At 69.8% G+C, this 24,811-nt stretch carries 18 protein-coding genes; 8 read left to right on the plus strand and 10 right to left on the minus strand.

Going from position 1 to position 24,811, the window contains the following annotated elements; all coding sequences use genetic code 11:
- Positions 1-4 precede the first annotated feature (4 nt).
- The 3 genes from ACIGQF_RS05880 to arc form a co-directional block, all read right to left on the minus strand.
- Positions 5-223: a ubiquitin-like protein Pup gene (locus ACIGQF_RS05880; RefSeq protein WP_030252037.1), complete on the minus strand. Its 219-nt coding sequence runs from the start codon at positions 221-223 to the stop codon at positions 5-7.
- Positions 224-439: 216 nt separating this feature from the next.
- Complete coding sequence (dop, locus tag ACIGQF_RS05885) at positions 440-1,951, minus strand: depupylase/deamidase Dop (protein WP_399705965.1); 1,512 nt, start codon at positions 1,949-1,951, stop codon at positions 440-442.
- A 273-nt stretch (positions 1,952-2,224) separates the two neighbouring features.
- Positions 2,225-3,991, minus strand: a complete 1,767-nt coding sequence (gene arc / locus ACIGQF_RS05890; RefSeq protein ID WP_361564862.1) for a proteasome ATPase — start codon at positions 3,989-3,991, stop codon at positions 2,225-2,227.
- 252 nt (positions 3,992-4,243) lie between these two features.
- Here arc and ACIGQF_RS05895 point away from each other — a divergent pair, with 252 nt between their 5' ends.
- Positions 4,244-4,537: a ferredoxin gene (locus ACIGQF_RS05895; protein WP_030252045.1), complete on the plus strand. Its 294-nt coding sequence runs from the start codon at positions 4,244-4,246 to the stop codon at positions 4,535-4,537.
- Positions 4,538-4,774: 237 nt separating this feature from the next.
- On the opposite strand, the gene ACIGQF_RS05900 is transcribed toward ACIGQF_RS05895, so the two are convergent.
- The 3 genes from ACIGQF_RS05900 to ACIGQF_RS05910 all read right to left on the minus strand — a co-directional run bounded on the left by ACIGQF_RS05900 (position 4,775) and on the right by ACIGQF_RS05910 (position 8,477).
- Positions 4,775-5,380 (minus strand): hypothetical protein, encoded by a 606-nt coding sequence (locus ACIGQF_RS05900; protein ID WP_399705968.1) that lies wholly within the window; start codon positions 5,378-5,380, stop codon positions 4,775-4,777.
- A 334-nt stretch (positions 5,381-5,714) separates the two neighbouring features.
- Positions 5,715-6,734, minus strand: a complete 1,020-nt coding sequence (locus tag ACIGQF_RS05905) for a tRNA (adenine-N1)-methyltransferase (protein ID WP_399705971.1) — start codon at positions 6,732-6,734, stop codon at positions 5,715-5,717.
- Between the two features lie 243 nt (positions 6,735-6,977).
- Entirely contained in the window at positions 6,978-8,477 is a 1,500-nt protein-coding gene (locus tag ACIGQF_RS05910; protein WP_399705974.1) for a site-2 protease family protein, read from the minus strand.
- Positions 8,478-8,625: 148 nt separating this feature from the next.
- Here ACIGQF_RS05910 and ACIGQF_RS05915 point away from each other — a divergent pair, with 148 nt between their 5' ends.
- Both ACIGQF_RS05915 and ACIGQF_RS05920 read left to right on the plus strand, forming a co-directional pair.
- On the plus strand, positions 8,626-9,576 hold the full coding sequence (locus tag ACIGQF_RS05915) for a RecB family exonuclease (RefSeq protein WP_399705976.1): 951 nt from the start codon (positions 8,626-8,628) through the stop codon (positions 9,574-9,576).
- Positions 9,573-10,244 (plus strand): response regulator, encoded by a 672-nt coding sequence (locus ACIGQF_RS05920; RefSeq protein WP_399705978.1) that lies wholly within the window; start codon positions 9,573-9,575, stop codon positions 10,242-10,244. Before ACIGQF_RS05915 ends, ACIGQF_RS05920 begins: the two co-directional genes overlap by 4 nt.
- A gap of 115 nt (positions 10,245-10,359) precedes the next feature.
- Here ACIGQF_RS05920 and ACIGQF_RS05925 read toward each other — a convergent pair whose 3' ends face one another.
- From ACIGQF_RS05925 to metH, 4 genes are all read right to left on the minus strand, one after another.
- Complete coding sequence (locus tag ACIGQF_RS05925; RefSeq protein WP_399705980.1) at positions 10,360-11,946, minus strand: ABC transporter substrate-binding protein; 1,587 nt, start codon at positions 11,944-11,946, stop codon at positions 10,360-10,362.
- A 130-nt stretch (positions 11,947-12,076) separates the two neighbouring features.
- Positions 12,077-13,684: an ABC transporter substrate-binding protein gene (locus tag ACIGQF_RS05930; RefSeq protein ID WP_399705983.1), complete on the minus strand. Its 1,608-nt coding sequence runs from the start codon at positions 13,682-13,684 to the stop codon at positions 12,077-12,079.
- Positions 13,685-14,058: 374 nt separating this feature from the next.
- Positions 14,059-14,760, minus strand: coding sequence for an HAD family hydrolase (locus ACIGQF_RS05935; RefSeq protein ID WP_399705986.1), 702 nt, complete (start codon positions 14,758-14,760; stop codon positions 14,059-14,061).
- A 172-nt stretch (positions 14,761-14,932) separates the two neighbouring features.
- Complete coding sequence (gene metH, locus ACIGQF_RS05940; RefSeq protein WP_399705989.1) at positions 14,933-18,442, minus strand: methionine synthase; 3,510 nt, start codon at positions 18,440-18,442, stop codon at positions 14,933-14,935.
- Between the two features lie 295 nt (positions 18,443-18,737).
- On the opposite strand from metH, the gene ACIGQF_RS05945 reads away from it, so the two are divergent.
- The 5 genes from ACIGQF_RS05945 (at position 18,738) to ACIGQF_RS05965 (ending at position 24,576) form a co-directional block, all read left to right on the plus strand.
- Entirely contained in the window at positions 18,738-19,502 is a 765-nt protein-coding gene (locus tag ACIGQF_RS05945; RefSeq protein ID WP_399705992.1) for an IclR family transcriptional regulator, read from the plus strand.
- Between the two features lie 237 nt (positions 19,503-19,739).
- Complete coding sequence (locus ACIGQF_RS05950; protein ID WP_399705995.1) at positions 19,740-20,528, plus strand: MIP/aquaporin family protein; 789 nt, start codon at positions 19,740-19,742, stop codon at positions 20,526-20,528.
- 67 nt (positions 20,529-20,595) lie between these two features.
- Positions 20,596-22,122 carry a glycerol kinase GlpK gene (gene glpK / locus ACIGQF_RS05955; protein WP_399705997.1) on the plus strand — a complete coding sequence of 509 codons (1,527 nt, stop codon included), beginning with the start codon at positions 20,596-20,598 and terminating at the stop codon, positions 22,120-22,122.
- 4 nt (positions 22,123-22,126) lie between these two features.
- Complete coding sequence (locus ACIGQF_RS05960) at positions 22,127-23,740, plus strand: FAD-dependent oxidoreductase (protein WP_399705998.1); 1,614 nt, start codon at positions 22,127-22,129, stop codon at positions 23,738-23,740.
- Between the two features lie 164 nt (positions 23,741-23,904).
- Complete coding sequence (locus ACIGQF_RS05965; protein ID WP_399706000.1) at positions 23,905-24,576, plus strand: FadR/GntR family transcriptional regulator; 672 nt, start codon at positions 23,905-23,907, stop codon at positions 24,574-24,576.
- The last annotated feature ends 235 nt before the right edge of the window (positions 24,577-24,811 follow it).

Below are 24,811 nucleotides of genomic sequence, written 5' to 3' on the forward strand. Positions count from 1 at the left end.
GGGATTACTCGCCACCCTTCTGGACAAATGACCTCACGAAATCCTCAGCGTTCTCCTCGAGGACATCGTCAATCTCGTCCAGCACGGAGTCCACGTCGTCAGACAGCTTTTCCTGGCGCTCCTTGAGGTCCTCGGACGCTTCCGCGTCCTGAGTCTGCTCCTCGACCTCTTCGGTGCTGCGCGAAGCCTTCTGCTGTCCGCCGCCGGTGTCCTTGGTCGCCATATCCCTCACCCCGCTCGGTTCGCCCCGCTCGATGTGACTGTCAAGATCAGACCTTACAAGCTGGGTCCGACATCGGCCCTGCACTTTCCCTCAACGTCCGGGACCCACTTCGATGATTCCCGCCGGGCGGGCCTTTCAGCCGCCCGGCGGGCGCCGGATCGGTCACGATCGGGCCTCTCATCAGGCCGTGAGCGGCCCGTACGCCTCCTTACCGCCTCAGCCGCCGCTCAGTACCCGGACCAGGTCCTCCGCCGTGCGGCAGCGGTCCAGGAGCTCCTTGACGTGGTTCCGGGTGCCCCGCAGCGGCTCCAGGGTCGGGACCCGCTGGAGGGAGTCGCGGCCGGGCAGATCGAAGATCACGGAGTCCCAGGAGGCGGCCGCGACATCGTCCGCGTACTGCTCCAGACAGCGACCCCGGAAGTAGGCCCTGGTGTCCTCCGGCGGCTTGATCTCCGCCTTCTCCACGTCCGCCTCGGTCAGCAGGCGCTGCATCTTGCCGCGCGCCGCCAGCCGGTTGTAGAGGCCCTTGTCGGGCCGTACGTCGGCGTACTGGAGGTCGACCAGGTGCAGCCGCGCCGCGTCCCAGTCGAGGTTGTCGCGGCGCCGGTAGCCCTCCATGAGCTCCCGCTTCGCGACCCAGTCCAGCGTGCCGGACAGGCTCATCGTGTCGTTCTCCAGCCGGCCGAGCACGTCCTCCCAACGGCTGAGGACGTCCTTGGTCTGCGCGTCCGCGTCGGCGCCGAAGCGCTCCTCGACGTACTTGCGCGCCAGCTCGTAGTACTCCATCTGGAGCTGTACGGCGGTGAGCGTCCGGCCGCTGCGGAGCGTGATGAGCTGTTGCAGCGACGGGTCGTGCGAAACCTGGTGGAGGGTGCGTACGGGCTGGTCGATGGCGAGGTCGACGTTGATGAAGCCGTCCTCGATCATGGAGAGGACCAGCGCCGTCGTGCCCAGCTTCAGGTAGGTGGAGATCTCCGAGAGGTTCGCGTCGCCGATGATGACGTGCAGCCGGCGGTACTTCTCGGCGTCGGCGTGCGGCTCGTCGCGGGTGTTGATGATGGGCCGCTTGAGCGTCGTCTCCAGGCCCACCTCCACCTCGAAGTAGTCGGCGCGCTGACTGATCTGGAAGCCGTGCTCGTGGCCGTCCTGACCGATGCCGACGCGGCCGGCGCCGCAGACGACCTGGCGGGAGACGAAGAAGGGGGTGAGGTGGCGCACGATGTCCGAGAAGGGGGTCTCCCGCTTCATCAGGTAGTTCTCGTGCGTGCCGTAGGAGGCGCCCTTGTTGTCGGTGTTGTTCTTGTAGAGGTGGATCTGCTGGGCGCCGGGGACCTGGGCGGCCTTCTCGGCGGCCTCGGCCATGATGCGTTCGCCGGCCTTGTCCCACAGCACGGCGTCGTGCGGGTTGGTGACCTCGGGGGCGCTGTACTCGGGGTGCGCGTGGTCGACGTAGAGGCGCGCGCCGTTGGTGAGGATGACGTTGGCCAGGCCGATGTCCTCGTCGGTGAGCTGGCTGGAGTCCGCGTTCTCACGTGCGAGGTCGAAGCCGCGGGCGTCCCGCAGCGGGTTCTCCTCCTCGAAGTCCCACCGGGCGCGTCGGGCCCGGTGCATCGCCGCCGCGTAGGCGTTGACGACTTGGGACGAGGTGAGCATGGCATTGGCGTTGGGGTGGCCGGGGACGGAGATGCCGTACTCCGTCTCGATGCCCATTACTCGCCGTACGGTCATGCGGCCCTCCTTGCCCGGCGGCGCCCCCTGCTGGGGTCGGCGCTCAAGTACCGCTGCGCTTCCGGTCCGTATGCGGTCCCCGCTTCCGCACTGAGTGGTGCGGCGGTACCGAAGAGCCTAGAACGCCGATGCGGCGCTGGGGAGATCATTACAGTCATTGCTCCAGTCCGGTTTTCCCTGTTCCGCCGGGTCCCCTCCAGGGGGCGTCCCACCCCTGGAAATGCGTCCGGCTGCGGACGCCCCGCCTGGGACATCCGCAGCCGGTGAGCGGTGTTACAGGTACTGACCGGTGTTCGCCACCGTGTCGATCGAGCGGCCGGTGTCCGCGCCTTGCTTGCCGGTGACGAGGGTGCGGATGTAGACGATCCGCTCGCCCTTCTTTCCGGAGATGCGGGCCCAGTCGTCGGGGTTGGTGGTGTTCGGGAGGTCCTCGTTCTCCTTGAATTCGTCCACGCACGCCTGGAGCAGATGGGCGACCCGGAGGCCCTTCTGGTTCTGTTCGAGGAAGGCCTTGATGGCCATCTTCTTGGCGCGTCCGACGATGTTTTCGATCATGGCGCCGGAGTTGAAGTCCTTGAAGTACAGGACTTCCTTGTCACCGTTGGCGTAGGTGACCTCCAGGAAGCGGTTCTCCTCGGACTCCGCGTACATCTGCTCGACGACCGACTGGATCATGGCGCTGACCGCGGCCTTCGGCGACCCGCCGTGCTCGGAGAGGTCGTCGGTGTGCAGCGGCAGCCGGTCGGTGAGGTACTTCGAGAAGATGTCCTTGGCGGCCTCGGCGTCCGGACGCTCGATCTTGATCTTCACGTCGAGACGGCCGGGGCGCAGGATCGCCGGGTCGATCATGTCCTCACGGTTCGAGGCACCGATGACGATCACATTTTCCAGGCCCTCCACGCCGTCGATCTCGGAGAGCAGCTGCGGGACGATGGTGTTCTCCACGTCCGAGCTGACCCCGGAGCCACGGGTGCGGAAGAGGGAGTCCATCTCGTCGAAGAAGACGATGACGGGCGTGCCCTCGCTGGCCTTCTCCCTGGCCCGCTGGAAGACCAGGCGGATGTGCCGCTCGGTCTCGCCGACGTACTTGTTGAGGAGCTCGGGGCCCTTGATGTTGAGGAAGAAGCTCTTCCCCGCGGGCTTGCCGGTCACCTCGGCGACCTTCTTGGCGAGGGAGTTGGCGACCGCCTTGGCGATGAGTGTCTTGCCGCAGCCGGGCGGGCCGTAGAGCAAGACGCCCTTCGGCGGGCGCAGTTCGTGCTCCTTGAACAGATCGGGGTAGAGATACGGGAGCTCGACGGCGTCCCGGATCAGCTCGATCTGGCCGCCCAGACCGCCGATCTTGGTGTAGTCGATGTCCGGTACCTCTTCGAGGACCAGCTCTTCGACCTCGCTCTTGGGGATGACCTCGTAGACGTAGCCGGAGCGGGGTTCGAGCAGCAGGGCGTCGCCGGGGCGGATGGTGATGTCCAGCAGCGGCTCGGCGAGCCGCACCACCCGTTCCTCGTCGGTGTGCCCGATCACCAGGGCGCGCTCGCCGTCCTCCAGGATCTCCTTGAGGGTGACGATGTCCCCGGCGCGCTCGAACTCCATGGCCTCGACCACGTTGAGCGCTTCATTGAGCATGACCTCCTGGCCACGCCTGAGCTCTTCGAGCTCGACGCTCGGGCTGACATTGACCCGGAGCTTTCGGCCTCCGGTGAAAATATCGGCCGTGCCGTCCTCGTTCGCCGTCAGGAAGACACCGAAGCCGGCCGGCGGCTGCGCGAGCCGGTCGACTTCCTCCTTGAGCGCGACGATCTGGTCGCGGGCCTCACGGAGAGTATTGGCGAGTCGCTCGTTCTGAGCCGATACGCCGGCCAGGTTTGTCTGCAGCTCGACGATCCGCTCTTCGAGAATCCTCGTGTGACGCGGAGAGTCGGCGAGCTTGCGTCGCAGGACGGCGATCTCCTGCTCGAGATAGGCAACCTGGCCGGCAGGGTCGTCAGACCCCCGCCCCGGCCGGATGCCGCGGTTGATGTCGTCGTCGTGGGCTGCCACGGTCCTCACCTCCTCCAAGGGGAGCTGGACGCTTCCTGACCCTACCTGGGCCGGTGCAGGTTGAAACCCCTAGATCGAAAAGACTGTCGGGGTGTGTCCGATCTTCACCCTTGCGCACGTCCTCACCCTGGGGTGATACCCACCCGACAACATCCGAAAGCGACCGGTTGTATCGTCGACACGGTCAACACCCGTCAGTGCTGGCACTACTTAGTCAACATCGGTTAAACGCACGTAGGAACGGCAGGCGAGATGAGCGCCCAGGAAGAAGCCACCGAGCTCGAGGTCTGGATCGACCAGGACCTGTGCACCGGCGACGGCATCTGTGCGCAGTACGCGCCGGAGGTTTTCGAGCTCGACATCGACGGGCTCGCGTACGTGAAGAGCGCCGACGACGAGCTGCTCCAGGACAAGGGCGCCACCACGCCGGTACCGCTGCCGCTGCTCAACGACGTGCGGGACTCCGCGAAGGAGTGCCCCGGCGACTGCATCCACGTGCGCCGGGTGTCGGACAAGGCCGAGGTCTACGGCCCGGACGCGGAGTAGCCGGCGGGCCGCGGCCGCCGGGCGGGGGCGGGGCGGGACGGTGGCCGCCGGTCACGTCACGTGACGGCCGGCCGACCGGAACAAGGGCCCGCGCCGTACGGTCGGACACTCATAGGGAGTGGCCGGAAACCGCACTGTTCGGATGGGCACTCGCAGGAAGTGGTCGGGGAAGCGGTCGGGCGCACGCACGGCGAGGCCGGATGCCGCGGTGTGATGCCCGGGTAGGGCGGGCCGGGGTCAGATGCCCTGGGAGGCGGGGAACTCGCTTCCGGCGCTGGACGTTTCGCTCTGGACGAACTTGCCGTTCTGCCACCGCCACTTGGTGCCCTTGTGAATGTCGGGGCAGCAGCGCGGCACATCGGTGTCGGAGTACCCCAGCAGGGTGGCGCTCACGGCCCCTCCCGAGAGCGTGAGGCCCTGGACACTGAACTTGTCCGCGGGGTCGACGAGAGTCGCCACGACGCGCGGCGCGGCCCCTTCCACGGACGGCGCGGCGAGGACGTACACACCACTGGGCGGCGTGCCCATCTCGGCCTTGCAGCGCACCACCGCGACGGTCTCCGGTCCGCCGTCGCCGTCGAGGTCCCCCGAGACCTTCTCGGTCACCTGGACCGGATTGGGCCCGCAGTCGAGCGGGTAGTGCGCAGACCGGGCGTCCGGGGCGGTGGCCGCGGGGGCGGGGCGGCCGCCGGCCGAGGTCGCGGCGGAGGCGGTCGGGACCGTGCCGGCAGGCTGGACGAGGGAGGCCAGGGCGACCACGCCCGCGACGGCGGTCGCGGTGGCCAGCCACTGCATGAAGGTCGTGCTGGTGTGCGGAAGGTCCGGGCCTGCCAAGGACTGCACGCGGAATAACTCCTGGGAAGAGCTGTGGCGGTGGGGGTTGCCCGGCATCGTTCCACACGACGCCCTGCCACGGAACCAACAAGTCCGGACCAAGAAGAAAACTTGAAGAACTCGGTCCTTGCCCTGGGAACGCGGCTGCCCCACGCGGGGTTCCCGAACGGTGAAAAACACACCGGAACCGGCCATGCGGACGCCCGGCGCCCGTGCCTCGTCCCGTGCCTCGTCCCGTGCCTCGTCCCGTGTCCCGAAACGCGTCGGCGCCGCCGGTGGTTCCCTGTCGGGAACTCACGGGCGGCGCCGTGCGGTTCGGTACGTGACGGTGAGCCGTACGGAGTCAGCTCTCGGTGGAGTCCTCGCGGCTCTCCGGGCCGGCGTCCGCCTGCGCGGCCGCTTCCTGACCGGCCTGCTCGCGCTCCTTCTTCTCGCGCAGCTTCTGGGCCGGGCTCTTGTGCTCCTGCGCGGGAGCGGACTGGCCACCGGGGCCGGTGTAGTCCTCGCCGTACGCGCCCTTGGCGGGCCGGCGGCGGCGCAGCGGCGGCTCCACGCCGTCCGCGAGGCGGCGGGCGGTGAGCAGGAAGCCGGTGTGGCCGATCATGCGGTGGTCGGGGCGGACGGCGAGGCCCTCGACGTGCCAGGTGCGGACCATGGTCTCCCAGGCCGACGGCTCGTTGAAGGTGCCGTGCTCGCGGATGGCCTCGACGGTGCGGGCCATCTGCGTCGTGGTGGCGACGTACGCGCAGAGGATGCCGCCGGGGACGAGCGCCTTGGAGACGGCGTCCAGGCACTCCCAGGGAGCGAGCATGTCCAGGATGACCCGGTCGACCTCGGTGTCGGAGAGATTGTCCTGGAGGTCGCCGACCGTGAGCGTCCACGCGGGGTGCGGGCCCCCGAAGTAGCGCTCGACGTTCTGGGTGGCGATCTCGGCGAAGTCGGCGCGCCGCTCGTAGCTGTGCAGCATGCCCTGGTCGCCGATGGCGCGCAGCAGGAAGCTGCTGAGCGAGCCGGATCCGACTCCCGCCTCGACGACGCGGGCGCCGGGGAAGATGTCGGCCATCGCCAGGATCTGCCCCGCGTCCTTGGGGTAGACCACGGCGGCACCGCGGGGCATGGACAGGACGTAGTCGGGGAGCAGGGGGCGCAGCGCGAGGTAGGCGACGTTCCCGGTGGTACGGACAACACTGCCCTCGGGAGCGCCGATCAGCTCGTCGTGGGGGAAGGCTCCCTTGTGGGTGTGGAAGCTCTTCCCCGCTTCGAGCGTGAACGTGTAGTGGCGACCCTTGGGATCGGTGAGCTGGACCTGGTCCCCGACCTTGAAGGGCCCGCGACGGCGGGCGGCACCGGTCGGTTCGGACATGTGACCAGCCTACCGGGCGTGCGGAGCACTCCGTACCAGGGCGGGCCGGGAGGCGGGGGCGGGGCGGGGCACGTGGGTGGGGCGGGGCCGGCGCAGCCGGGGGCACCCGGGCGCGGCGCCTACGGGGCGGGTCGAACACCCACGTCCCCCCGGCTGGGGGTTACCCAGGAGGGGTGGGCCGGAATCGCGGTCGGCGCTCTGCGGGAATCGCGGTCGGCGCTCCTCCGGCGCTTTTCGGCGCTCTCAGGAGGGCCGCGCCATCGCCGCCACGAAGGCTTTTTCGACGTCGGCGGCGGAGAGGACGCCGTAGATCTCGCCGGTGTCCTCCACGACCAGGTACTCGGTGGCCGGGGTGGTGCGGAGGTGGTCCAGGAGGTCCTCGCCGGCCAGCTCGGCCGGGACCCGCATGCCCTCCTTCAGCTCCTGCGCGAGGCCGCTGACCGCGACCCAGGGGCGGCGGTGCTCGGGGACGGCGACGATCGACGCCTCGCGGACGACGGCGGTGGGCACGCCGTGCCCGTCCACGACGACCAGGGCGCGGGCGCCCGCTTCGTTGGCGCGGCGCAGCGCTTCGGAGAGCGGCAGGCTCGGCTCCACGGGGACGGCGCGCCGGGTGAGCGTACGGGCCCGGAGGTCGGGGAGGTGTGCGCGGAGCCGGGCCATGCGCAGGCTGTTGCCGGCGCCGGTCCAGATGATCGCGGCGAGGATCGCGGCGAGCAGGGCGTCGGTGAGGGAGTCGACGCCGCCGATCTCGGGGCGTTCGTTGCCGAGCGCTCCGGTGTGGGTGAGCAGCGGCAGTCCGATGAGCACGGCGACGGCGAGCGCGCGGCCGACCCAGGCGGCGGCGACGGTGCCGGTCATCGGCTTGCCGGTGACGGCCCAGACGACGGCGCGGAGCATCCGGCCGCCGTCGAGCGGGAGGCCGGGGAGCAGGTTGAAGATCGCCACGATGAGGTTGGAGATCATCAGTCCGGCGATCAGGACGCCGGGGACCGTGCCGGGTTCGACGAGGTACATCGCGCCGTAGAAGACGCCGGCGAGCACGAGGGAGAGCAGCGGGCCGACGAAGGCGAGGACGAACTCCCGGCCGGGGGTCTCGGACTCCTTCTCGATCTCCGAGACGCCGCCGAAGAACTGGAGCTGGATGCGGCGTACGGGGAGCTTGAACCGGAGCGCGGCGACGGTGTGCGCCAGCTCGTGCACCAGGACGGACGCGTAGAAGGCGACGGCGAAGAAGAGGGAGACGAGGTAGCGGGCTGCGCCCAGCTCGGGCAGCACCCGCTCCAGCTGGCCGCCGAAGACCCAGGTGATGAGGGCGGCGACCAGGAACCAGCTGGGGGCGACGTACACGGGCACGCCGAAGGGCTTGCCCATGAGGATGCCGCCGCCGGGGCCGCGGCGTCCGTTGGCGGCGCCGTCGACGGACCCGGGCGTGACGGCGGGCCGGCCACCGGCCGGCGGGGGCGTCACCTTCTCGGGTACGTCCTCGGCGCGTACTTCCTTCTCGGGTACGTCCTCGGCGCGTACGGCCTTCTCCGGCACGTCCTCACCGCGTACGTCCCTCGCGGGAACATCCTCGCCGCGTGCGGCTTCGCCGGCCACGCCCTTCTCGGGCGCCTCCTTCTCGGGTGCGTCCTTGCCGGGCTCCGCTCCTCCGTCCCGCGGTCCGTCGTCTGCGGTTTCCGGTGCGGCGGCGGACTCCTGGGCGTCCTGCGGGCCCTGCGGCTTCCCGCTCTCGTCCACGGTGTCCCCTCGTCGGTGTGCGGCCTTCGCCCTGACCGGCCTGTCCGGTTCGGTACCACGCTCTCAGTACCACGATCATGCAGGGCGAAGCGGTCCGCGTCGATGGTATGCGGAATGCTGTCGGTGGCGGGCCGTAGGGTCTATGGCTATGGACACGAGCACCGAGAAGGCCGTACGGGCAGCGCCGGCCGCGGCGCGCCCGGTGGCGCTGTCGCCCTCCCGCGCGAGCGATTTCATGCAGTGCCCGCTGCTGTACCGCTTCCGGGTGATCGACAAGCTGCCGGAGAAGCCCAGCGAGGCGGCCACCCGTGGCACGGTGGTGCACGCGGTCCTGGAGCGGCTCTTCGACGCGCCGGCGGCGGAGCGTACGGCGCCGAGCGCGCGGGCCATGGTGCCGGGCGAGTGGGCGAAGCTCCTGGAGAAGCGTCCGGAGCTCGCGGAGCTGTTCGCCGACGATCCGGAGGGCGAGCGGCTGGCGCGCTGGCTGACGGACGCCGAGGCGCTGGTGGAGCGGTGGTTCTCGCTGGAGGACCCGACGCGGCTGGAGCCGGCCGACCGCGAGCTGTACGTGGAGACGGTGCTGGAGTCGGGGCTGCGGCTGCGCGGCTTCATCGACCGGGTGGACGTGGCGCCGACGGGCGAGGTGCGCCTGGTGGACTACAAGACCGGCAAGGCCCCGCGCCCGGAGTACAGCGAGGGCCCGCTGTTCCAGATGAAGTTCTACGCGCTGGTGCTGTGGCGGCTGCGCGGGCTGGTGCCGCGCCGGCTGCAGCTGGTCTATCTGGGCAGTGGCGACGTGCTGACGTACGACCCGTCCGAGGCGGATCTGCGGGGTGTGGAGCGCAAGCTGCTGGCGCTGTGGGACGCGATCCAGCGGGCGACGGATTCGGGTGACTGGCGGCCGCGGCCGACGAAGCTGTGCAACTGGTGCGATCACCAGGCGGTGTGTCCGGAGTTCGGGGGCACTCCCCCGCCGTATCCGCTGGCGCCGGGGGCGCCGGCCGCCGACGGGACGTTGCCGGTGATCCCGTCGCCGCAGTCCGGGGACGGCGCGGCAGGGCAGAATGGGGCCGCAGGCCAATCGAAGGAGAGTTCGTGACTATCCGCGTCCTGCTGGTCGACGACCAGCCGCTGCTGCGTACCGGCTTCCGGATGATCCTGGAGGCGGAGCAGGACATCGCGGTCGTCGGCGAGGCCGGTGACGGCGTGCAGGCGCTGGATCAGGTGCGGGCGCTCCAGCCCGATGTGGTGCTGATGGACATCCGTATGCCGCGGATGGACGGCGTGGAGGCGACCCGCCGGATCACCGGTCCGGCGAAGGACGGCCCGGCGAAGGTCCTGGTGCTGACCACGTTCGATCTGGACGAGTACGTGGTGGAGGCGCTGCGGGCGGGGGCGAGCGGCTTCCTGTTGAAGGACGCGCCGGCGAACGAGCTGGTGCAGGCGATCCGGGTGGTGGCGGCCGGTGAGGCGATGCTCGCGCCGAGCATCACGCGCCGGCTGCTGGACAAGTACGCCACGCATCTCCCGTCGGGCGAGGAGCCGGTGCCGGACACGCTCGGCACGCTGACCGAGCGTGAGGTGGAGGTGCTGAAGCTGGTCGCGCGCGGCCTGTCGAACGCGGAGATCGCGGCGGACCTGTTCGTCAGCGAGACGACGGTGAAGACGCACGTGGGGCATGTACTGACGAAGCTGGGCCTGCGGGACCGGGTGCAGGCGGCGGTGTACGCGTACGAGAGCGGGCTGGTGCGTCCCGGCGCGCAGTGACGCCGCCCGCGCCGCCGGCACTCGGGGCGGCAGCTGGCACGAAGGCCCGGCGCGGGAGAACCGCGCCGGGCCTTTCGCCGTGCGTGCCGCTATGCGGCGGGGGCGAGGGCCGTGCTCACTCCTCCGAGCTCTTGCTGATCTCCCAGAAGCGGAAGACGGTCGAGGAGTCCAGGGTCCATTCCAGGCCGGAGACGGTGTCCCGGGCCACGGCGTACTGCTTGCCCTGCCAGAGCGGGATCACCGGCAGCTCGTCGGCGACGATCTGCTGCACCTCGCGGTAGTCCTTCTTGGCGGCGCCGCGGTCGGGCTCGGCCGCGGTCCTGGGGAGCAGGCCGCGGGCGATGCGCGCGGAGTCGTAGCCGTTGTTCAGGACGTTGCCCTTGCCGAAGAACGGCTGGGTGAAGTTGTCGGGGTCCGGGTAGTCGGGGACCCAGCCCTTGACGTACACGGGGTACTTCCCGGCCGCCACGCCCTTCTCGTACTGGTCGAACGGCACGCTCTTGACCTTGGCGTCGAAGAGGCCGCTGGAGTTGAGCTGCTGCGCGATCTCCTGGAGGGCCGCGTCGGTGTCGGGGCCGTAGCGCGTCGGGGTGGACCAGAGGGTGAGCTTCGCCTTGCCCTGGATGCCGGCGCCGCGGAGCGCGGCCTCGGCCTTGTCGTGCTGCGGGCGGGACCCGTAGGTGTCGAAGAAGGCGGTGCTGTGGCCGGTGATGCCGGCGGGCACGATGGAGAACAGCGGCTCGACGGTGCGCTGGTAGACGTCGCGGACCAGGGCGGCGCGGTCGATGGTGTACGCCATGGCCTTGCGGACGCCGAGCTTGCCGGCGACCGGGTCCTTGGTGTTGAGGACCAGGTTCATGGTCTCGGCGCTGTCGCCCTCGACGACCTGGGTACGGCCGCTGTCGACGGCCTGGTCGAGGCCGGCGATGTCCTTGTTGGCGAGGCCGCGGTAGGCGAGGTCGACCTTGCCGTCCTGCACGGCGTGCTTCAGCGTCGTCTGGGAGTCGTAGAACTTCATGGTCATGCCGGAGTTCTTGACCTTGGCCGGCCCCTTGTAGGAGGGGTTGACCGAGAAGACGGCCTGCTTGGTGCCGTAGCTGTCGAGCTTGTAGACGCCGGAGCCGATGGCCTTGCCGTCGGTGCGGAGCTTGTCGGCCGGGTATTCCTTGCGGTCGACGATGGAGCCGGCGCCGGAGGCGATCTTCATGGGGAAGGTCGCGTCGGGCGTCTTGAGGTGGAAGACCACGGTCTTGTCGTTCGGCGTCTGGATCTTGTCCAGGCCGGCGAGCATGACGGCGGGGCCGTTCTTGTCGTTGATCCGCAGGGTGCGGTCGAAGGAGTGCTTCACGTCCTTGGACGTGAGGGGGTCCCCGTTGCTGAACTCCAGCCCGTCCTTGAGGGTGCAGCGGTAGACCTTGCTGCTGTCGTCGGTGAAGGTGCAGCTCTTGGCGGCTTCCGGCTGGGGGGTGGTGCTGCCCTTGGGGAAGCTGATCAGGGACTGGAACACATTGTTGAACAGGAGCCAGGAGCCGGGGTCGTAGCCGGCCGCCGGGTCGATCGACTGGATCGTGTCCGTCATGCCCATGACCACAGGTTCGCCGACCCCGGCACCCTCGTCGTCGCCCGAGCCGCACCCGGCAAGCAGGGCTGCGGCCAGCCCCGCACACAAGGGGGCGGCGAGCAGCTGGTCACGTTTCCTCACGTGCGCGTTCCTCACAGTTGGTGTCGCGGTTGCCTGCCGACGAGGCCGCCGGCCGATGAGAGCGAGAGGCTCGCTCTGCGGGCGGGCCGGCCGGCGCCCTGGTGGGTGCCGGCCGGCCGTTGCTCCGGCGTCAGTCGGCGACGCCGCGGCCCAATTCCCAGATCTGCAGCGCGGAGGAGGAGTTCAGTGCCCACTCCACGCCGGTGATGTCATCACGCGCGGCGACGTACTGCTTGCCCTGCCACAGCGGGAGGACGGGAACGTCGTCGGCCACGATGTTCTGTGCCTGCTTGAAGCTGCCCGCCGCGGCGTTGCGGTCCGCCTGCTGGCGGGTGGCGGGGATCAGCCGGTCCTCGATCTCGCGGTTGCGGTACGGGGAGCCGAGGAAGTTGCCCTTGCCGATGAAGGGCGCGAGGTAGTTGTCGGCGTCCGGGATGTCGGCGTACCAGCCCATGCCCCAGACCGGGTACTTGCCCTTGCCGGAGTCCTCGCGGAACGTCTGCCAGCTGTCCACGCCCTTGAGGCTCACGTCGAACACACCGCCCTTGTTCAGCTGCTTCTGCAGCTCCTCGAACTCGTCCTTCGTGGTCGAGCCGTAGTGGTTCTCGGTGTAGGCCAGGGTGATCTTCACCGGCGTGTGGATGCCGGCGCTGCGCAGGACGCGCTTGGCCTCGGCCGGGTCGGCGTTGCCGTACTTGCTGAAGAAGGAGTTGATGTGGCCGGTGAGGCCGGTCGGCACCAGGGAGTACAGCGGGTCGCCGGTGTGCGCGTACACGTCGCGGACCAGCGCCGGGCGGTCGACCAGCTGGGCCATGGCCTGGCGTACCGCCTTGTTGCGTACGACGGGCGCGTCCGTGTTGAAGGCGAGGTAGCGGATCTCCTGGCCGGGCATCTCCTGGAGCACGACGTGGGAGTCCCGGGCGTTCTGCAGGCCCTCGATCTGATGCGGCGACAGGGTGCGGTTCATCAGGTCGATGTCGCCCTTGCGCAGCGCCTTCTCCATGGCCTCCGAGTCGTCGAAGAACCGCATCTCGACCTCGTCGTTCTGCGGCTCGATGCCCCCCTTGTACTCGGGGTTGCGGGTGAAGACGGCCTTGGTGACGCGGTTGCCGCTGTGTTCGGCCTTGAGCTGGTACGGGCCGGAGCCGACCAGGTCGAAGCCCTTGTACAGGGCGTTGCGCGGGTAGACCTTGTGATCGACGATCGCGGCGGCGGGGGTGGCGAGCTTCTGCGGGAAGGTGGCGTCGGGCTTCTTGAGGTGGAAGACCACCTCGTGCCGCCCTGAGGTCTCCACGGTGTCGATGTTGTTCATCAGCGTCACCGGACCGTTGGTGTTGTTGATGCGCAGCATCCGGTCGACGGAGAACTTCACGTCGGCCGCGGTCAGCGAGTCGCCGTTGGAGAACTTCAGGCCGTCGCGGAGGGTGCAGCGGTACTGCTCGTTCCGGGTGTCGCGGAAGCCGCAGGAGCGGGCCGCCTCGGGGACCGGCTCGGTGCCGGTGCGGGGCAGCCGCATCAGGGTCTGGTAGGTGCCGCGCAGGACGTTCCAGGCGCCGACGTCGTACGTCTGGACGGGGTCGAAGGGGGCCGGGGCAGCCTTGGACGCCTCGATGGTGTCGGTGGTACCGACGACGATCGCCTTACCGTCTCCACCTGCGCTGTCGCCACCGCCGCAGGCGGCCAGCACAGGGGCGAGCAGACCGGCCAGGGCCGGCAGCACCAAGGTCTTGCGATTCATCGTCGGCAGGTTCCTTATCAGCGCAGAGGTGTTGCTCGCGTCGACATTAGTAGGAACGGTCAGCGGGTCCGTGACACAGCAGAGTTGAGCGCATATCACGCCGGGATAACACTCCCGGGGTGACCGATATCCGGACACTGGAACGATTCGTACGCCGATTCATCAATCCGGACACTTACCCCCGCCCACCCCCTTCACTCACCCCCTTGGAACAGCATTCCCCCCGACTGTCGAGAGGCGGAGGCGTGATAAACGTCACGGATCACAATGCAACCAGCAGCATGGGAATTCAGTGGCTGTATTAGTCACGGAAAATGAGCAGTCCGCTCCTCAGCGTCCCTTCGGCCTTTCCTCCGACGACGCTCAGTGCCGGCTCATCGCTTTTCCGTGATGAGGGACCGCAGAAAGGGCAGGTCGACCTCTTCCAGGGAACCCACGACGGTCCGCGTGGGGGTCGGCTCGATCGGCAGCAGCGACGGTACGGCGACCACCCGGCAGCCGGCCGCCTCGGCCGACGTCACGCCGGTCGCCGTGTCCTCCACCACCGCGCACCGCGCCGGGTCCACGCCGAGCCGGGCCGCGGCGGTCAGGTACGGGTCGGGGTGCGGCTTCGTGCGGGCGAGGTCGTCACCGGCGAGGGTGAGGTGGAAGTGCTCCGCGCCCAGCGATTCGAGCATGCGGTCGATGATGTCGCGGTGCGAGGCGGAGACCAGCGCGGTCGGCACCTGGTGTGCCGCCAGCTCCGCCAGCAGCCTGCGGGCGCCGGGCATGAGCGGCACGCCGCGGGCGATCCGGGCGGCGAAACGGGCGTTGAGCAGCACGGTCAGCTCGGCGAGCGCAATCGTGGCACCGGTGGCCTGGATGAGGTACGAGGCGCTGCGGCTCATCGGCCCGCCGACCACGACCTGGCGGTGCGCCTCGTCCAGGACGTACCCCAGGTCGGCGAAGACCTCGGCCTCCGCCTCCCACCAGAAGTTCTCGGTGTCGACGAGGGTGCCGTCCAGATCGAGAAAGACGGCCTGGAGGGTGGAGCCTTCGGCCGTTCGGGTGCCGACGGCGGGGATGCTGCTGGTCATCCGTACACCTCCGTTGCAGGGGTCCCCGGAGGGACAAAAGGGCCGGCCGCCTTCCCGCGGGGAAAGACGACCGGCCGCTACCGGACCGATAAGTGTACGACTGTGCCGGTCCGTACGCTTCGGTCCCCGACCGGAGGCCCGGCTTCGGACCTCCGGGAACACTGCAAATGCGCTATCGCGCGTTGAAGTACTTCGCCTCCGGGTGGTGGATGACGATGGCGTCCGTGGACTGCTCCGGGTGGAGCTGGAACTCCTCGGAGAGCTGGACGCCGATCCGCTCCGGCTGGAGCAGGTCCGCGATCTTCGCGCGGTCCTCCAGGTCGGGGCAGGCGCCGTACCCGAGGGAGAAGCGCGCGCCGCGGTACTTCAGCGCGAACATGTCCTCCATCTCGGCCGGGTCCTCGCCCTGGAAGCCCAGCTCGGCGCGGACGCGGGCGTGCCAGTACTCCGCGAGGGCCTCGGCGAGCTGGACGGAGAGGCCGTGCAGCTCCAGGTAGTCGCGGTAGGAGTCGGCCGCGAACAGCTTGGCGGTCTCCTCGCCGATCTTCGAGCCGACGGTGACGACCTGCAGGCCGACCACGTCGGTCTCCCCCGACTCCTCCGGGCGGAAGAAGTCCGCCAGGCACAGCCGGCGGCCGCGGCGCTGACGCGGGAAGGTGAAGCGGGTCCGCTCGGTGCCGTCCTCGTTCAGCAGGATGAGGTCGTCGCCCTTGGAGTGGCAGGGGAAGTACCCGTGCACGACCGCGGCTTCCAGGAGGTTGTCCCGCTGGAGCTTGTCCAGCCAGCCGCGCAGCCGCGGCCGGCCCTCGGTCTCCACCAGCTCCTCGTACGTCGGGCCGTCACCCGTACGGGCCTGCTTCAGGCCCCACTGGCCCTTGAAGAGGGCGCCCTCGTCCAGCCAGGAGGCGTAGTCGGCGAGCTGGATGCCCTTGACGACCCGGGTGCCCCAGAACGGCGGCTCCGGGACCGGGTTGTCGGTGGCCACGTCGGAGCGGACCGCGCCCTCGGGCTCCTCGACCTCCAGCGCAGCGGTGTCCCGCTTGGGCACCCGGCGCTGCTTCAGCTCGGGCAGGGTCGCCCCGGGCACGCCGCGCTTGACCGCGATGAGGGCGTCCATCAGGCGCAGACCCTCGAAGGCGTCGCGGGCGTAGCGGACCTCGCCCTCGTAGATCTCGTGCAGGTCCTGCTCGACATAGGCGCGGGTCAGCGCGGCGCCGCCGAGGATGACGGGGAAGTCGGCCGCCATCTTGCGCTGGTTGAGCTCCTCCAGGTTCTCCTTCATGATCACCGTGGACTTCACCAGCAGCCCCGACATGCCGATGACGTCGGCCTTGTGCTCCTCAGCGGCCTCCAGGATCGCGGAGACCGGCTGCTTGATACCGAGGTTGACGACGTTGTAGCCGTTGTTGGACAGGATGATGTCCACGAGGTTCTTGCCGATGTCATGGACGTCGCCGCGGACGGTGGCCAGCACGATGGTGCCCTTGCCGTCGTCGTCGGTCTTCTCCATGTGCGGCTCCAGGTAGGCCACCGCGGACTTCATCACCTCGGCGGACTGCAGCACGAACGGCAGCTGCATCTGTCCCGAACCGAACAGCTCGCCGACCACCTTCATGCCCGCCAGCAGCGTGTCGTTGACGATCTCCAGCGCGGGGCGCGTCTCCAGCGCCGCGTCCAGGTCGGCGTCCAGACCGTTCTTCTCGCCGTCGATGATGCGGCGCTGCAGCCGCTCCTCCAGCGGCAGCGCGGCCAGCTCCTCGGCCTTGCCCGCCTTCAGCGACTTCGCCGTGGCGCCCTCGAAGAGCTGCATCAGCTTCTGCAGCGGGTCATAGCCCTCCGCGCGCCGGTCGTAGATCAGATCCAGGGCGGTGGTGACCTGCTCCTCGTCGAACCGCGCGATCGGCAGGATCTTGGAGGCATGCACGATCGCCGAGTCCAGGCCCGCCTTGACGCACTCGTCCAGGAACACGGAGTTCAGCAGGATGCGCGCGGCCGGGTTCAGGCCGAAGGAGATGTTGGACAGGCCCAGCGTGGTCTGCACCTCCGGATGGCGGCGCTTGAGCTCCCGGATCGCCTCGATGGTGGCGATGCCGTCCTTGCGGGACTCCTCCTGACCGGTGCAGATGGTGAAGGTCAGGGTGTCGATGAGGATGTCGGACTCGCGGATCCCCCAGTTGGTGGTGAGGTCCTCGATGATCCGCTCGGCGATGGCGACCTTGTGCTCGGGGGTACGGGCCTGGCCCTCCTCATCGATGGTCAGCGCGATCAGCGCAGCCCCGTGCTCCCGGGCCAGCGCCGTGACCTTCGCAAAGCGCGACTCCGGCCCGTCGCCGTCCTCGTAGTTGACGGAGTTGATCACCGCGCGGCCGCCGAGCTTCTCCAGCCCCGCCTGAATGACCGGGACCTCGGTGGAGTCCAGCACGATCGGCAGGGTGGAGGCGGTGGCGAACCGGCCCGCCAGCTCGGTCATGTCCGCCACACCGTCGCGGCCCACGTAGTCCACGCACAGATCCAGCATGTGCGCGCCCTCGCGGATCTGGTCCCGGGCCATCTCCACACAGTCATCCCAACGGCCCTCCAGCATCGCCTCGCGGAACTTCTTCGAACCGTTGGCGTTGGTCCGCTCACCGATCGCCAGGTACGAGGTGTCCTGCCGGAACGGGACGGTCTGGTAGAGCGAGGCGGCGCCGGGCTCGGGGTGCGGGCGGCGCTCGGTCGGGGCGGTGCCGCGGACCCGCTCCACGACCTGGCGCAGGTGCTCGGGGGTGGTACCGCAGCAGCCACCGACCAGGGACAGGCCGTACTCGGCGACGAAGGTCTCCTGGGCGTCGGCCAGCTCGCCCGCCGTCAGCGGGTAGTGCGCACCGTCCTTGCCCAGCACCGGCAGGCCCGCGTTGGGCATGCAGGAGATCGGGACGCGGGAGTGGCGGGCCAGGTAGCGCAGGTGCTCGCTCATCTCGGCCGGGCCGGTCGCGCAGTTCAAGCCGATCATGTCGATGCCCAGCGGCTCCAGCGCCGTCAGCGCCGCACCGATCTCCGACCCCAGCAGCATCGTGCCGGTGGTCTCCACCGTCACGGAGCAGATGATCGGCAGGTGGGTGCCGGTGGCCTCCAGGGCGCGGCGGGCGCCGAGGACGGCGGCCTTGGTCTGCAGCAGGTCCTGGGTGGTCTCCACCAGCAGCGCGTCCGCGCCGCCGGCGATCATGCCTTCGGCGTTCTGCTGGTAGGCGTCCCGCAGGGTGGTGTACGGGGCGTGGCCGAGGGTGGGCAGCTTGGTGCCGGGGCCCATGGAGCCCAGCACCCAGCGCTGCTGCCCGGTGGAGGCGGTGAACTCGTCGGCCACCTCGCGGGCGATGCGCGCGCCGGACTCGGACAGCTCGAAGACCCGCTCGGGGATGTCGTACTCCGCCAGCGCCGCGTGGTTCGCACCGAAGGTGTTGGTCTCCACGCAGTCGACGCCGACGGCGAAGTACTCCTCGTGGACCGAACGCACGATGTCGGGGCGGGTGAGGTTCAGGATCTCGTTGCAGCCCTCGAGCTGCTGGAAATCGTCCAGGCTGGGGTCCTGGGCCTGGAGCATGGTGCCCATGGCTCCGTCGGCGACCACGACGCGCGAGGCGAGGGCCTCACGGAAGGCTTCGATGCGGGCTGAGGGTGTGGTCGTAGGCGTGTGCGAGGCCATGGAGATGCTCCCGTGGTTGCGACGGCTGTCGGCTTTGCGCCTTCCGGTACGAGGGCGCACCGGGCCAGCCTAGCTGGCGGGCACCTTTCGGTGGCGGGCGTCCCACGGCGTGGGACGGCGGGGCACTCGTACGGCAGGGGTGGCCGCGGCGCGCGGCTGACCTGCGCGGGGTGGGGCGGTGGGCGTGGCGTCCGCCGGGCCATGATCATGGTCCGGTGCGCGACCCACTCCCCTGGGGTCGGCATCGACCGATATCGTTTGGCATTGTCGAACCGCTCTTCCCGGAGGTAGCTCCATGGCACGGACCATTCAGTCGCTGGAGCGCGCCGCGGCCATGCTGCGGCTGCTGGCCGGCGGCGAACGGCGCCTCGGGCTCTCCGACATCGCCTCCGCGCTGGACCTGGCCAAGGGCACGGCCCACGGGATCCTGCGCACCCTCCAGCAGGAGGGTTTCGTGGAGCAGGACGCGGCGTCGGGCCGGTACCAGCTGGGCGCCGAGCTGCTGCGGCTGGGCAACAGCTACCTCGACGTGCACGAGCTGCGGGCCCGCGCCCTCGTCTGGACCGACGACCTGGCGCGCTCCAGCGGCGAGAGCGTCTATCTGGGCGTGCTGCACCAGCAGGGCGTGCTGATCGTGCACCACGTCTTCCGGCCGGACGACAGCCGCCAGGTGCTGGAGGTGGGCGCCATGCAGCCGCTGCACAGCACCGCGCTGGGCAAGGTCCTCTCCGCGTACGACCCGGTGGCGCACAGCGAGGCGGTGGAAGCGCCGCGGGAGGCGTTCACCTCGCACACGCTCACCGACCTGGAGGACTTCGAGAGCGTGCTGGATCTCACCCGCGCCCGGGGCTGGGCGGCGGACGTGGAGGAGACGTGGGAGGGCGTGGCAGCGGTGGCCGCGCCCATCCACGACCGGCGGCGGATGCCGGTGGGCGCGGTGGGGATCTCCGGCGCCGTGGAGCGGGTGCGACGGGAAGGGGAGCTGCGGCCGGAGATCATCGCGGCCGTGCGGGACTGCGCGCGTGCCGTGTCCAGGGATCTTGGCGCACAGCGCTTCTAACCGGTTTGTCCGGTATTTCAGCTTAGGTTTTCCCTCACAGAACCCTTGACGGGCTACTGGCCGTAAACAAAACTGCCGTTCGTCGGTCGGCATTGTCGAACGCAATACGACGATTGTCGTATGGTGGTCAGTGCCGGATCGCCGACCAACGCCCTCACCGAGGGCTCGGACCACCGGAGGGACCCGGGGTACGGCGCATCTCGGTGTCCATCTGGACGAAGGACAAAGGAGTCGCGGGTGTCCAGCTCCGACATCTTCATCAGCGAAACCATCGGTACCGCTGTGCTGATCCTGCTCGGCGGTGGCGTGTGCGCCGCCGTCACTTTCAAGCGCTCGAAGGCCCATGAGGCCGGCTGGGTGGCCATCTCGCTCGGCTGGGGATTCGCCGTCCTCACCGGCGCGTACATCGCCGCCAAGTCCGGCGCGCACCTGAACCCCGCCGTCACGGTCGGCCTGGCCATCCAGGGCGGCATCGAGTGGAGCCAGGTCCCGGTGTACTTCGCCGGTGAGCTGCTCGGCGCGATGATCGGCGCGGTCTGTGTGTGGCTCTCCTACCACGGCCAGTTCAAGGCCCACCTCACGGACCCCGAGGTCATCAACCCGCCGCGGGGTGACGAGGGTCTCGTCGACCAGGCCCAGGCGCCCAAGGCCGGCCCGGTCCTCGGCGTCTTCTCCACCGGCCCGGAGATCCGCAACGCGTGGCAGAACCTCGTCACCGAGATCATCGCCACCATCGTGCTCGTGCTGGCGATCCTGACCCTCGGCCTCAGCGACGACGGCAAGGGCGTCGGCCCGCTCGGCAGCCTCCTGGTCGCGTTCGTGGTGGTCGGCATCGGCCTCTCGCTGGGCGGCCCGACCGGTTACGCCATCAACCCGGTCCGTGACCTCGGTCCGCGCATCGTGCACGCGCTGCTGCCGCTGCCGAACAAGGGCGGCTCCGACTGGGGCTACGCCTGGATCCCGGTGGCCGGTCCGCTGATCGGCGGCGCCCTCGCGGGTGGCATCTACCAGCTCGCGTTCGCCTGAGCCGCCGCAGCAGAAGCCGTACGAGACAAGAGCCGCACTCCCCACAGCACCTCCTGGAGCACACACCATGAGCGACACCCACACCACCGGCCCGTTCATCGCGGCCATCGACCAGGGCACGACCTCCAGCCGCTGCATCGTCTTCGACCGCGACGGCCGCATCGTCTCGGTCGACCAGAAGGAACACGAGCAGATCTTCCCCAAGCCCGGCTGGGTCGAACACGACGCCACCGAGATCTGGGAGAACGTCCAGCAGGTCGTGGCCGGCGCCATCGACAAGGCGGGCATCACCGCCGACGACGTCAAGGCCATCGGCATCACCAATCAGCGCGAGACCACGCTGATGTGGGACAAGAACACCGGTGAGCCGGTCCACAACGCCATCGTCTGGCAGGACACCCGCACCGACGCGCTCTGCAAGGAGCTGGGCCGGAACGTCGGCCAGGACCGCTTCCGCCGCGAGACCGGCCTCCCCCTCGCCTCGTACTTCGCCGGGCCGAAGATCCGCTGGCTGCTGGACAACGTCGAGGGCCTGCGCGAGCGCGCCGAGCGCGGCGACATCCTCTTCGGCACGATGGACTCCTGGGTCATCTGGAACCTCACCGGCGGCGTCAACGGCGGCAAGCACGTCACCGACGTCACCAACGCCTCCCGCACCCTGCTGATGAACCTGCGCACCCTCCAGTGGGAGCCCAAGATCCTCAGCTCCATCGGCATCCCCGCCGAGGTGCTGCCGGAGATCAAGTCCTCCGCCGAGGTGTACGGCGAGACCGCCTCCGGTGTGCTGGCCGGTGTCCCGGTCGCCTCCGCGCTCGGCGACCAGCAGGCGGCCCTGTTCGGCCAGACCTGCTTCGCCAGCGGCGAGGCCAAGTCCACGTACGGCACCGGCACCTTCATGCTGATGAACACCGGTGGCGAGCCCGTCAACTCCTACAACGGCCTGCTGACCACCGTCGGCTACCGCATCGGCAACGAGCCCCCGGTCTACGCCCTGGAAGGCTCCATCGCCGTCACCGGCTCGCTGGTGCAGTGGATGCGCGACCAGATGGGCCTGATCAACTCCGCCGCCGAGATCGAGACCCTGGCCTCCACGGTCGAGGACAACGGCGGCGCCTACTTCGTACCGGCCTTCTCCGGCCTGTTCGCCCCGTACTGGCGCTCCGACGCGCGCGGCGTGATCGCGGGCCTGACCCGGTACGTCACCAAGGCGCACATCGCGCGCGCCGTCCTTGAGGCCACCGCCTGGCAGACCCGCGAGATCACCGACGCCATGACGAAGGACTCCGGCGTCGAGCTGACCGCACTGAAGGTCGACGGCGGCATGACCTCCAACAACCTGCTGATGCAGACGATCTCGGACTTCCTGGACGCCCCCGTGGTGCGCCCGATGGTCGCCGAGACCACCTGCCTCGGCGCTGCCTACGCGGCCGGCCTGGCCGTGGGCTTCTGGTCCGGCACCGACGAGCTGCGCGCCAACTGGCGGCGGGCCGCCGAATGGACCCCCCGCATGGAAGCGGCCACCCGTGACCGCGAGTACAAGAGCTGGCTCAAGGCCGTCGAGCGGACCATGGGCTGGATCGAGGACGAGGAGTAATCACATGAGCACCCTGCAGAGCGTCCCGGCACTCGGGACGCACCCGGCCGACGGTTCACTCCCGAGCCGCGCCGAGACCCGGGAGCGGCTCGACAAGGCGACGTACGACCTCCTGGTGATCGGCGGCGGCATCCTGGGCATCTCCACCGCCTGGCACGCCGCGCAGTCGGGACTGCGGGTGGCCCTGGTGGACGCCGGCGACTTCGCCGGCGCCACCTCCTCCGCCTCCTCCAAGCTGCTCCACGGCGGCCTGCGCTACCTGCAGACCGGCGCGGTGAAGCTGGTGGCGGAGAACCACTTCGAGCGCCGCGCCGTCTCCCGCCAGGTCGCCCCGCACCTGTCGAACCCGCTGACCTTCTACCTGCCGGTCTACAAGGGCGGCCCGCACGGCGCGGCCAAGCTCGGCGCGGGCGTCTTCGCCTACTCCGCGCTCTCCGCGTTCGGCGACGGCGTCGGCCACGTCATCAGCCCGGCCAAGGCCCAGCGCGACGTGCCGGAGCTGCGTACGGAGAACCTCAAGGCCGTGGCCGTGTACGGCGACGACCAGATGAACGACTCCCGGATGGCTCTGATGACGGTCCGCGCGGCCGCCGCGGCCGGCGCGACCGTGCTGAACCACGCCGAGGTCACCGGGCTGCGCTTCACCCAGGGCCGGGTCACCGGAGCCGACCTGAAGGACCGCACCGACGGCACCGAGTTCGGCGTCAACGCCCGCCTGGTGCTCAACGCCACCGGGCCGTGGGTGGACCACCTGCGCAAGATGGAGAACCCCGCGGCGGCCCCCTCCATCCGCCTCTCCAAGGGCGCGCACCTGGTCCTCAAGCGCACCTCCCCCTGGAACGCGGCGCTGGCGACCCCGATCGACAAGTACCGCATCACCTTCGCGCTGCCGTGGGAGGACCAGCTGCTGCTGGGCACCACCGACGAGGAGTACGAGGGCGACCCGGCGGACGTCGCGGTCACCGAGAAGGACATCAAGCAGATCCTGGACGAGGCCGCTTTCTCCGTCCGCGACCAGCAGCTGGACCGCGACCTCATCAACTACTCCTTCGCGGGCCTGCGGGTGCTGCCGGGCGGCCCCGGTGACACTTCCAAGGCCAAGCGCGAGACGGTCGTCACCGAAGGTGCCGGCGGCATGCTCTCGGTGGCCGGCGGCAAGTGGACGACGTTCCGGCACATCGGACGTACGGTCATGAGCAAGCTGGCCGCGCTGCCCGGTCACCCGCTCGGCGAGAACATGGAGCCCGTCTCCGAGCTGCCGAAGAAGCTGCCGCTGCCCGGCATCGCCAACCCGCAGGCGGTCGCGCACCGGCTGCTGGTCGACGGCGGCACCCCCGGCCCGCGGATGTCCGCCGACACCGCCCGCCACCTCGCCACCCACTACGGCTCGCTGTCCTTCGACATCGCGCGCCTGGCGAACGAGGACCCGGCGCTGGCCGAGCGTATCCACCCCGACGCGCCCGAGATCTGGGCGCAGGTCGTGTACGCCCGGGACCACGAGTGGGCCGAGACCGCGGACGACGTGCTGCGCCGCCGTACGACGCTGACGATCCGGGGCCTGGCCACGGACGAGGTCCGCGCGAAGGTGACGGACGTGCTGGCGGCCCGCAAGAGCTGAGGCACCGCCCGGCGGTGGCGGTCCGCCGGCGAGGACGGGGCGGGATTCCGGGTACCGGGGTCCCGCCCCGAGGCGTTCCCGTGGGCATAATGGCCTCCCATCAGACATCCGATGTCTGGCGGCAGTTTTCGGGCTTTCAGGCGTTCCGAGCGGGGAGGTCGGCCATGGCGGTCACGGACGAGGCCATCGAGAAGATCAAGGGCATGATCGTCTCCGGCGCGCTGCGCCCCGGCGACCGGCTGCCCAAGGAGAGCGAACTCGCCGCCGAACTGGGCCTGTCCCGCAACTCCCTGCGCGAGGCCGTCCGCGCCCTGGCGCTGATCCGCATCCTGGACGTCCGCCAGGGCGACGGCACGTACGTCACGAGCCTGGATCCCCAGTTGCTGCTGGAGGCCATGAGCTTCGTCGTGGACTTCCACCGCGACGACACCGTCCTGGAGTTCCTCGCCGTCCGCCGCATCCTGGAGCCCGCCGCCACCGCGATGGCCACGGCCCGGATCACGCCCGAGCAGCTCGACGCGCTCGACGCACAGCTGGACGCGCTCGGCACGGCGCCACCGGTGGAGGACCTGGTCGCCTGCGATCTGGAGTTCCACCGCAGCATCGTGGCCGCCTCCGGCAACTCGGTGCTCTGCTCGCTGCTGGACGGCCTCTCCGGGCCCACCACCCGCGCCCGTATCTGGCGCGGGCTGACCCAGAAGGACGCGGTGGCCCGCACCCTCACCGAGCACCGGGCCATCGTCGGCGCGCTGCGGGCCCGCGACGCGGAGGCCGCCCGCGCCTGGGCCACCGTGCACATCGCCAGCGTGGAGCAGTGGCTGCGGGCGTCACTGTGACGGGCGCTCGCGGGTGAGGCCGGCGGGCCGTTCCGGGGGTGGCCGGCGAGCCGTGGAAACCGGCCGTCGTGCCGGGCGGCCGGCGACCGCCGCCGGGCCCGCGCGGCGGCCGGAGCGGGGCGGTGGCACGGAGGGACATCCGATCTGTGCCGCGCTCCGATGTATGGCCTCGGTGCCTCGTCATCGCCGGTCAAACGGCTGGTGGTTGACAGGAACAGATCGGATGAATGAGCAC

It is taken from the genome of Streptomyces sp. NPDC053560 (assembly GCF_044544605.1).
Lineage (GTDB): Bacteria > Actinomycetota > Actinomycetes > Streptomycetales > Streptomycetaceae > Streptomyces.